The 1089-nt window shown below is 64.8% G+C and carries 1 protein-coding gene; it reads left to right on the top strand.

Translation table 11 applies throughout. The features are described 5' to 3' along the window. Positions 1 to 915: transposase (locus tag NFX52_RS30310; RefSeq protein WP_055392817.1), on the top strand; the 915-nt coding region annotated here is incomplete at its 5' end. Between the last annotated feature and the right edge of the window lie 174 nt (positions 916 to 1089).

Genomic DNA, 1089 nt, shown 5'->3' with positions numbered 1-1089 from the left:
AGCAAGCACAAGGCGCTGTCCTGGGAGCACGCCAACAAGATCGAGGCACAGTTGCGCGAAGAAGTGCAGCAGTTGCTGAAGCTGGCCGAAGACAGCGACAGCCGTCCTGTCAATGACGGCTTGGATGTGCCGGCGGAGATCGCGCGGCGCGAGAAGCGCCTGGGCGCCATCGCGCAAGCCAAGGCCAAGATCGAGGAGCGTGCGCGCGAGCGGCACGCCGTCGAGCAGCAGGAGTACGAGGCCAAGTGCGCCAAGCGCCAAGGGCAGCGCGATGAGGGCAAGAAGCCGCGCGGGCCGGACCCGCAGCCACCGGCGAGCGGTCCCAAGGCCAGCGACCAGGTCAACCTCACCGACGAAGAGTCGCGCATCATGCCCACCTCGAGCGGGGGCTTCGAGCAAAGCTACAACGCCCAGGCTGCGGTGGATACCGAGACCATGTTGGTGGTGGTCCACAACGTCTCACAGGCGCCCAACGACAAGCGCGAAATCACACCGATACTGGATAAGGTTCAGGCTCTGCCGGAGGGGCTCGGACAGGTTTCGACGCTGTTGGGAGACACGGGTTACTTCAGCGCGGCCAATGTGAATGCGTGCGAGGCGCAGGGAATCGAGCCGATGCTGTCGATGAAGCGCGAATCGCACCATATTCCGGTGCTCCAGCGCTTCGCGCCGGATGCGCCGGCGCCTGAAACCGACGATCCGGTGGTCAGGATGGCCCATCGGCTGGGGACGAAAGAGGGTCGAGTACTGTATGGACTCCGCAAGCAGACGGTGGAGCCGGTGTTCGGGATCATCAAGCGCGTGATGGGCTGGAGCCAGATGAGCATGCGCGGGCTGGACAAGGCGCGCGGCGAATGGTCGCTGGTGACGATGGCTTGGAATATCAAGCGGCTGCATGTGCTGCGGGCGGCATAAAGAGGGAGGCAGATGCTCTCCACGACCCTGACAACTTGGCCTTGCAACGGGTCTTGGGCGACTCGCAGCGGTCTCAGCCGAGTCGAAAAGGCAGACTCCGCCTCGCGCCGCCGCGAACGGCGCTGCGGGGTCGACGCAATAGACCCGCGCGGCTCAAGTCCGACGGCCTCCTAG

The sequence above is a fragment of the Acidovorax facilis genome (assembly GCF_023913775.1).
In the GTDB taxonomy this organism is placed as follows: Bacteria; Pseudomonadota; Gammaproteobacteria; order Burkholderiales; family Burkholderiaceae_C; genus Acidovorax; species Acidovorax facilis.
This window is presented reverse-complemented; position numbering and strand designations above follow the sequence as displayed.